Below are 8336 nucleotides of genomic sequence, written 5' to 3'. Positions count from 1 at the left end.
CCACGCGATGGTATCCCATTCCATCCTTACTACACCGTTAAAGACATCTTGGGCGTCGTTGTATTCCTGATTGTCTTCTGTTCTGTGTTGTTCTTTGCACCTGAAGGCGGCGGCTACTTCCTCGAAGCGCCAAACTTCGATGCAGCGAATGCGCTGAAAACACCTCCGCACATTGCGCCGGTATGGTACTTCACTCCGTTCTACGCAATTCTGCGTGCGATTCCTTCCTTTGCCGGTACTCAGGTATGGGGCGTAATCGGTATGGGTGCAGCAGTTGTCCTGATTGCCTTGTTGCCTTGGTTGGATAAAGGCGAAGTTAAATCTGTCCGTTATCGCGGCCCAATCTTCAAAACTGCGTTGGTTCTGTTCATCATTGCCTTCATCGGTTTGGGTATTTTGGGTGCAATGGTAGCAACTGATACCCGTACTTTGGTTGCACGTATCCTGTCTTTCGTCTACTTTGCATTCTTCCTAGGTATGCCGTTCTATACCAAACTGGATACCAACAAACCAGTTCCTGAACGCGTAACCATGAGCACTACTAAACAAAAAATTATGTTCTTTGTTTATGTCGGTATTACCGTTGTTGGTGCTTACTTGTTTGCAACCAATATCTGATGAGGGCAGCGAAAATGAAACAAACTCTGAAAAACTGGTTTGCTGCCTTATTGCTGGCAGTGCCTATGAGTGCAGCCGTCGCCAGCGGCGGCCATGCAAACTATGAAAAAGTCGATATCGACCTGCGTGACCAAGTCAGCCTGCAGCACGGTGCGCAAATCTTTACAAACTACTGTTTGTCTTGCCACTCTGCCAGTGGTATGCGCTTCAACCGTCTGAAAGACATCGGTTTGACTGAAGATGAAATCAAGAAAAACCTGATGTTCACAACAGACAACGTTGGTGACGTGATGGTAGCGGCCATGGATCCGAAAGATGCTTCCAAATGGTTGGGTGCGCCTCCGCCGGATTTGACCCTGATTGCCCGTTCTAAAGGTGCGGACTACCTGTACGCTTATATGCGCGGCTTCTATAAAGACCCAACTCGTCCGACCGGTTGGAACAATACCGTTTTGGCCGGCGCGAGTATGCCTCACCCATTGTGGGAGCAACAAGGTGTTCAAGCCGTTGAATTGGATGCCAAAGGTCAGCCCGTTATGATTAAAGACGAGCATGGCAACCTGACTCCTAAACTGTATTGGGAATCTACCGGTCTGCATAGCCGTCGTCTGCCTAATGGTAAAGTAATCCAAAAAGAGTACGATGCTTATGTGCGCGATTTGGTGAACTACTTGGTATACATGGGCGAACCTGCTCAATTGCAACGCCACCGTATCGGTTACATGGTTTTGACATTCCTGTTTGCCGTAATGTTGCCGTTGGCGTACTTCCTGAAAAAAGAATTCTGGAAAGACGTTCATTAATTCTTTTGAATCAAAAAGGCAAACCTGTTTCAGGTTTGCCTTTTTTGTTTGCTTAATCAATTTATGTCGGATTAATGCAAATCTAAAAATTGCTTAATGTAAACAGTGTGTTATTTTAAATTTCTGGATTAAGTATTTGAAATTATGTATAATTCTTTCTGAATTTTTATAAGGCTTAAGGCCGTCTGAAAAGATTGATCAGGAGTAGAAGATTATGATGACTTTGTATTCGGGTATTACTTGTCCATTCAGCCAACGTTGCCGTTTTGTATTGTATGAAAAAGGCATGGATTTTGAAATCAAAGATGTGGACGTGTTCAATAAACCCGAAGACTTGGCTTTGATGAATCCGTATAACCAAGTACCGGTTCTGGTTGAGCGTGATTTGATTTTGCACGAATCAAACATCATCAACGAATACATTGACGAGCGTTTCCCTCATCCTCAGTTGATGCCGGGTGATCCTGTTATGCGCGGTCGCGGCCGTTTGGTACTGTACCGTATGGAAAAAGAATTGTTCAGCTTGGTGCAAGTGTTGGAAAACCCTGAATCTACCAATAAAGAACAAGCCAAAGCGCGTGAAGCCATTGGCAATGGTTTGACACTGTTGGCACCGTCTTTTACTAAAAACAAATACATCTTGGGCGATGACTTCTCCATGATTGATGTTGCCTTATCTCCACTGTTGTGGCGTTTGGACTATTACGACATCAAACTGGGTAAATCTGCTGCGCCTTTGCTGAAGTACGCCGAGCGTATTTTCCAACGCGAAGCCTTTATTGAAGCATTGACACCGGCTGAAAAAGCCATGCGCCGTTAAAGGACGGATCTATGGCAACTTCAACCAAACCGTATTTGTTGCGTGCTTTGTATGAATGGTGTTTGGATAATAACCAAACACCGCATATCGTGGCTTGGGTAAATGAACATACCCGTGTGCCGATGCAGTATGTACGCGACAATGAGATTGTTTTAAATATTGGCCCTACTGCCAGCCATAACTTGAATATCGACAACGAGTGGGTCAATTTTTCTGCACGCTTTTCCGGCGTAGCGCACGAGATTTGGATTCCGGTCGGTCATATTGTCAGTATATTTGGCCGCGAAAGTGGAGAGGGTATGGGGTTTGAGGTAGAACCATATCAGCCTGCTTCTATCGAAGCTGCAGTGGCCGAAGATAAAAAAGCTGAATCTGCGGAAGAAAAACCGAAAAAAGTATTGAAGCTTGTGAAGTAATTAAAGATAAAAGGCCGTCTGAAATGTTTCAGACGGCCTTTATTGATTGGGTATTGAAATGGCAAAATTAATGAGCAATCAGTTATTAATTAAGCCAAACAAAAAAGCTCTTGCGTTTAACAAGAGCTTTTTTGTTTAGTGGTGGAGGTAAGCGGGATCGAACCGCTGACCTCTTGCATGCCATGCAAGCGCTCTACCAACTGAGCTATACCCCCGAAATTTGGTGGCGAATCAGGGACTCGAACCCCGGACACAAGGATTATGATTCCTCTGCTCTAACCGACTGAGCTAATTCGCCGTTTCGTGAAGTCGCTATTATAGTTTTTTTTGAATATTTGGCAAGCGCTAATTTTGGTTTTTTTTATTTCTTATTGTTTTTAAAAAATAAAAAGTAGGTTGTCAGGCTATAGCTTATGGCAAATATCGCCGTGGCTAAAGCCTGCCCAGTCGATATCGATGTTTTTGCCAAAAGCGATCACTTTAAAAAGTTCGCCCATTTCATGCTGATGTATCAGTTTCTGTACTGCGGCGGCTGCTTGGATGTATTCAACTGAATCTGGGCTGCCGATTTGTGCCAGCAAATCGGTGATGCCGAGATTGAGCAGGAAATAAGATTGGGGCAGGTAGCCGATTAAGTCCAAACCTGATTCTATGCCGGCGCGTGCAATATCGGTGAAATTGACATGTGCAGTCAGATCGGTCAGGCCGATGTTGAAAAATGGGTCATGGATGGTGTGGTGGCGATAGTGGCCGATAAATGTGCCTTCTTTGCGTTGCGGATGGTAATACTGGGCGGCGTCGAAGCCGTAATCGATAAATATCATACCGCCGCGCTGCAATTTGGCGGCCAGGGTTTGGATAAAGGCATATTGTGCAGGATGTAGCTCGCTTGTGTATGAATGGAGGGGAGGGAGGTACAAGGAGGCTGTTTGTATCAGTTCGGCTTGGGTCAATGGTCTGATGGCTTCGATTAGCTCGTCATTCTCTAGGCTCACGCCGATTTGTTGAAACCCTTCATCTTGATAAATCAAGCGTTCCACCGGCATGGCATCCAATACTTCGTTGCCGATGATGATGCCGTCAAAGTGTTCGGGTAATGTGGTGAGGTGGATGACTTTTGTGGCTGCTTCGGGGGAAGTATGTTCAAGAATATGTTGGCGTTGTCTCTCTGCAAGCTCTGCTGATAGTTCGATAATATAGTAATGATTTAGGCCGTCTGAAAGGTTTTGCAAGAGTGTGGCAGCGAGATGACCTGTACCTGCACCAAATTCATAGATATTGCCTGCTGTTTGCGGCAGTAATTCGGCAAGTTGTTTGGCAAGGGTTTGTCCGAATAGGGGGGAGAGGGTGGGGGCGGTAATGAAGTCGCCGTCCGTACCGATTTTATGGCTGCCTCCGCTGTAATAGCCGTATTGAGGTGTGTAAAGGGCAAGCTCCATAAAACGGGAGAAGGGTATCCAGTTTTGATGTTGTTCAATTTCGTTTTTTATAAGCTTGGTCAGGTGTGCTGAAGAGGCTTGTGCATCAGGGGAAGGAAGGGGGAGTTGTGGCTTCATGACTGTTAGATAATGTAAAAAATTTGAATTTGTTTGTATATTATAGCCCCTTGTGAGAGGGGTGGTAATCGGGTGTAAAAATACTATATGTAGTATTTTAAAAACATAAACAATACTAGATATGGTGTTTTATGCCATATAAAATGGCTAGCATATTAATTTGTCATGCATTTTTGTATATATAAGCTATTGAATTTTAAGTGTTTAGTGTTTCATTTCAGATAAAGGGTTGATTTGACCTGATTGCCAAAATTTCTTATAGTGTCGGTTGGTGGGGCATAGTGGGTGAAAGTGGTTACTTTTTCCTAAAAAGTGTTCCGTAGAAGTGAAGACGAAATATTTTAGGAAGGTGGGATTTTTAATCCCACTCTAGTTTTATTTTAATCGAATTTGGGGTGTAATGTGTTTGGCGGTGCTCATGAATTGAGTATGGACAGTAAAGGGCGGTTGGCGATTCCTGCCAAATTCCGCGATATTTTGCTGCGCCGTTATACGCCTGCAATTGTGGTCACACTGGATTCCCGAAAAAAATTATTGATGTACCCCGAGCCCGTTTGGGAAGAAAAAGCCGAGCAGATTTTGAAGTTGAAAGTGGCCGGCAATGAAGCTTTGCAACGGTATCAGAATTTGCTGCTGCACAATGCGGAGATTTTGGAGTGGGATAGCGCCGGACGCGTTTTGATTCCGGCCAATCTGCGCAAACGCGTAGATTTTGAAAAAGAAGTTACTTTGGTTGGCCGTGCAAACCGTATGGAGTTGTGGGGCCGCGAACATTGGGAAGAGGAAATGAATCAGGCTTTGGATATCGATCCTGATGAATTGGCTTTCCAATTGAGTCAAACGGATTTGCAATTGTGAGTAAAGTTGAAAATTATCAGCATGTTACTGTCTTGTTGCATGAGGCGGTGGATGCGTTGGCAATCCGTGAAGATGGGATTTATGTGGACGGTACGTTCGGCAGGGGAGGGCATTCCCGGCTGATTTTGTCGCGTTTGGGCAAGCAGGGTCGTTTGGTTGTTTTTGACAAAGACCCTGAGGCGATTGCGGTAGCCAATGAGCTGGCGGTGCAAGATAAACGTGTCAGTGTCGTACACAATGGTTTTGAAACATTTCAGACGGCCTTGGATGAATTGGGCATCGATAAGATTGACGGTGCGCTTTTTGATTTGGGGATTTCGTCGCCGCAAATTGACGATGGCAGCCGCGGATTCAGTTTCCGCTTTGATGCGCCGTTGGATATGCGGATGGATCCGACTCGCGGGATGTCTGCGGCAGAATGGATTGCAACCGCATCCGAACAGGATTTACACGAGGTAATTAAGAATTATGGTGAAGAGCGGTTTAGTCGCCAGATTGCGCGCGCCATTGTTGCGCAACGCGAGGAGAGTCCCATCGATACAACCCGCAAGCTGGCGCAGCTTGTGGCGCAAAACGTCCGTACTCGTGAGCGCGGACAAGACCCTGCTACGCGCACCTTCCAAGCAGTTCGCATCTTTATTAACCGCGAGCTCGAAGAGGTAGAGGCAGTTTTGCCGCAGGTTGCAGGCCGTCTGAAAGAGGGTGGACGCTTGGCCGTCATTGCGTTCCATTCGCTGGAAGACAGAATTGTGAAGCAGTTTATTAAAAAATATTCGCAACATGCGCCTTTGCCCCGTTGGGCGGTGGTCAAGGAAGCGGATTTGCCTCAACCGCCTTTGAAGGCTGTGGGCAAAGCAATCAAACCGGGTTCGACAGAGACTGAAACCAATCCGCGTGCGCGCAGTGCAGTTTTGCGTGTGGCGGAGCGCAGCAGCGGCGAATTTTCGGTTGTTGACTAGGGAAAGCGTTTCGGCATTGTCGCAAGGGATGTTTCTGTTGACAGGCCGTCTGAAAGTTTGAAATGGGTAAGTTGAATATTTTATTACTGGTTTTGGTGACGGTTTCTGCCTTTGCCGTAGTGTTTAAGCAAAACCAGTCGCGCTTGCACTTTATCGAGTTGGATAAGGCGCAAAAGCGGGAAATTCAGTTGGAACAGGATTACGCGCGCTTGAAACTGGAGCAAGCAAGATTGGCAAACCACAAACTGATTAAAGTGGCGGCCGAAAAGCAACATCTGCTTCCGCCGGGTGCGCATAATACGGCTATGCTGGAACGCAAAAAATAAGAATATAGCCTTGTTTTCAAGGTGTTTACGGGAATTAATAGCTCACTGAGCAGCTAAGTCATGAGAAGTCCAACATGTTAATTAAGAACGAATATAAACCTCAAATGCTGTCTGGAACCACAAAAACAAAAAAACCGCTGACAAGTAACGGACGTATTGGTTTGGTGCTGGGTGCCGTTGCGCTGGCATTTACCGGTCTGTTGGTGCGCGGGGTTTATCTGCAAACCAGTCAGCATGAGTTTTTGAAAAATCAGGGCGACCAACGTTTTGTGCGCACACTTCCGCTGCCTGCATCACGCGGTATGATTACCGACCGCAATGGTGCTACATTGGCGTTGAGTGCGCCTACCGAATCATTGTATGCCATGCCTTCCGGCATGGAGGAAATGCCGACTGACGAGCAGTTAGAAAAACTGTCGGCCATTGCCGATGTGCCTGTTGAAGTTTTGAAAAATAAATTGTCTAAAAAAGACAAAGGCTTTATCTATCTGAAACGTCAACTCAGCTACGAGAAAGCAGAAGAAATCAAAGCATTGGGCATTAAAGGTATCGCATTCCAAAAAGAATTGAAACGCCATTACCCGATGGGCAATCTGTTTGCGCATGTTATCGGTTTTACCAATATCGACGGCAAAGGTCAAGAGGGCTTGGAGCTTTCCCGTGAAGACAGTCTGCGCGGTGAAGATGGTGCGAAAGTCGTATTGCGTGACAACAAAGGTAATATCGTTGACAGCCTCGACTCTCCACGCAACAGCGTGCCTAAAAATGGCCAAGACATGATTTTGTCTTTGGATCAGCGTATTCAAACGCTGGCTTATGACGAGTTGAACAAGGCTGTGGCTTATCACAAAGCCAAAGCGGGTACGGTTGTGGTATTGGATGCGCAAACCGGCGAAATTTTGGCTTTGGTCAACAGCCCTGCTTACGATCCGAATCAACCGGGTCAAGCCAATAGCGAACAGCGCCGTAACCGCGCCGTAACCGATATGATTGAACCCGGTTCTGCAATGAAACCGTTTACCATTGCCAAAGCATTGGATTCCGGTAAAGTGGATGCAACCGATACGTTCAATACCCTGCCTTACAAAATCGGTCCGGCTACCGTACAAGATACCCACGTTTATCCTACTTTGGATGTGCGCGGCATTATGCAAAAATCTTCCAACGTCGGTACCAGTAAACTTTCTGCCATGTTTACGCCTAAAGAAATGTACGATTTCTATCATGATTTAGGTGTGGGCGTGCGCATGCATTCAGGCTTTCCTGGCGAGACTGCAGGTTTGTTGAGAAGCTGGCGCAGATGGCAAAAAATCGAACAGGCAACCATGTCTTTCGGTTATGGCCTGCAATTAAGCCTGTTGCAATTGGCTCGTGCCTATACTGTCTTGACCCATGACGGCGAATTGTTGCCGGTCAGCTTTGAAAAACAAGCGGTTGCACCTAAAGGCAAGCGCGTCATCAAAGCCTCTACTGCGAAAAAAGTGCGCGAGTTGATGGTTTCCGTTACTGAAGCCGGCGGTACCGGTACTGCCGGTGCTGTTGATGGTTTCGATGTAGGTGCGAAAACCGGTACGGCGCGTAAACTGGTTAATGGCCGCTATGTGGACAACAAACACGTCGGTACGTTCATCGGTTTTGCTCCGGCTAAAAATCCACGCGTTATTGTGGCCGTTACCATTGACGAACCGACTGCCAACGGCTATTACGGCGGCGTGGTTGCCGGTCCCGTATTCAAAGAAGTCATGAGCGGAAGCTTGAACATCTTGGGTGTTTCCCCGACCAAGCCTTTAAGTAATACCGCTACCGTCAAAGTACCGTCATAATCCAAACAATCAAAGAGATATTGTTTATGTTCAGCAAGTTAACCCCCTTGGCTGAAACCAACTTTCCGCCTCTGCTGTGTGAAAACGCAGCAGGGCGTTTGTTGCATTCAGACAGCCGACAAATTAAACAGGGTGACATTTTCGTTGCCTGTCAGGG

Annotated in this window: 8 protein-coding genes, 2 tRNA genes and 2 pseudogenes; 9 read left to right on the top strand and 3 right to left on the bottom strand. The window is 46.4% G+C overall.

Annotated features, from left to right (window positions below; genetic code table 11):
* The 4 genes and pseudogenes from ACTHUM_RS10205 to ACTHUM_RS10190 all read left to right on the top strand — a co-directional run.
* Nucleotides 1-618 (top strand): annotated as a pseudogene (locus tag ACTHUM_RS10205) (cytochrome bc complex cytochrome b subunit); the annotation flags it as partial.
* A gap of 14 nt (nt 619-632) precedes the next feature.
* Nucleotides 633-1421, top strand: a complete 789-nt coding sequence (locus ACTHUM_RS10200; RefSeq protein ID WP_003748257.1) for a cytochrome c1 — start codon at nt 633-635, stop codon at nt 1419-1421.
* A 214-nt stretch (nt 1422-1635) separates the two neighbouring features.
* Complete coding sequence (locus ACTHUM_RS10195) at nt 1636-2241, top strand: glutathione S-transferase N-terminal domain-containing protein (protein ID WP_039861850.1); 606 nt, start codon at nt 1636-1638, stop codon at nt 2239-2241.
* An 11-nt stretch (nt 2242-2252) separates the two neighbouring features.
* The gene (locus tag ACTHUM_RS10190; RefSeq protein ID WP_049335344.1) at nt 2253-2657 is read left to right on the top strand and encodes a ClpXP protease specificity-enhancing factor; all 405 of its coding nucleotides are present in this window, start codon (nt 2253-2255) and stop codon (nt 2655-2657) included.
* A 139-nt stretch (nt 2658-2796) separates the two neighbouring features.
* On the opposite strand, the gene ACTHUM_RS10185 is transcribed toward ACTHUM_RS10190, so the two are convergent.
* The 3 genes from ACTHUM_RS10185 to ACTHUM_RS10175 all read right to left on the bottom strand — a co-directional run bounded on the left by ACTHUM_RS10185 (nt 2797) and on the right by ACTHUM_RS10175 (nt 4213).
* Nucleotides 2797-2872, bottom strand: a tRNA-Ala gene (locus ACTHUM_RS10185).
* Between the two features lie 6 nt (nt 2873-2878).
* A tRNA-Met gene (locus ACTHUM_RS10180) sits at nt 2879-2955 on the bottom strand.
* Nucleotides 2956-3061: 106 nt separating this feature from the next.
* Nucleotides 3062-4213 (bottom strand): class I SAM-dependent methyltransferase, encoded by a 1152-nt coding sequence (locus ACTHUM_RS10175; protein WP_049335342.1) that lies wholly within the window; start codon nt 4211-4213, stop codon nt 3062-3064.
* Between the two features lie 402 nt (nt 4214-4615).
* On the opposite strand from ACTHUM_RS10175, the gene mraZ reads away from it, so the two are divergent.
* The 5 genes and pseudogenes from mraZ to ACTHUM_RS10150 form a co-directional block, all read left to right on the top strand.
* Entirely contained in the window at nt 4616-5071 is a 456-nt protein-coding gene (gene mraZ / locus ACTHUM_RS10170; RefSeq protein WP_039861849.1) for a division/cell wall cluster transcriptional repressor MraZ, read from the top strand.
* Nucleotides 5068-6030, top strand: a complete 963-nt coding sequence (gene rsmH / locus ACTHUM_RS10165; RefSeq protein WP_004518896.1) for a 16S rRNA (cytosine(1402)-N(4))-methyltransferase RsmH — start codon at nt 5068-5070, stop codon at nt 6028-6030. The genes mraZ and rsmH overlap by 4 nt, the downstream gene beginning before the upstream one ends.
* Before the next feature lie 62 nt (nt 6031-6092).
* Nucleotides 6093-6356, top strand: a complete 264-nt coding sequence (gene ftsL / locus ACTHUM_RS10160; RefSeq protein WP_003681879.1) for a cell division protein FtsL — start codon at nt 6093-6095, stop codon at nt 6354-6356.
* Nucleotides 6357-6430: 74 nt separating this feature from the next.
* Complete coding sequence (locus ACTHUM_RS10155) at nt 6431-8179, top strand: peptidoglycan D,D-transpeptidase FtsI family protein (RefSeq protein WP_004518895.1); 1749 nt, start codon at nt 6431-6433, stop codon at nt 8177-8179.
* A gap of 26 nt (nt 8180-8205) precedes the next feature.
* Nucleotides 8206-8336 (top strand): annotated as a pseudogene (locus ACTHUM_RS10150) (Mur ligase family protein); the annotation flags it as partial.

The sequence above is a fragment of the Neisseria sp. P0021.S006 genome, from assembly GCF_051956895.1.
The sequence above is the reverse complement of the archived record's forward strand: the minus strand, read 5'-3'. Positions and strand labels throughout refer to the sequence as shown.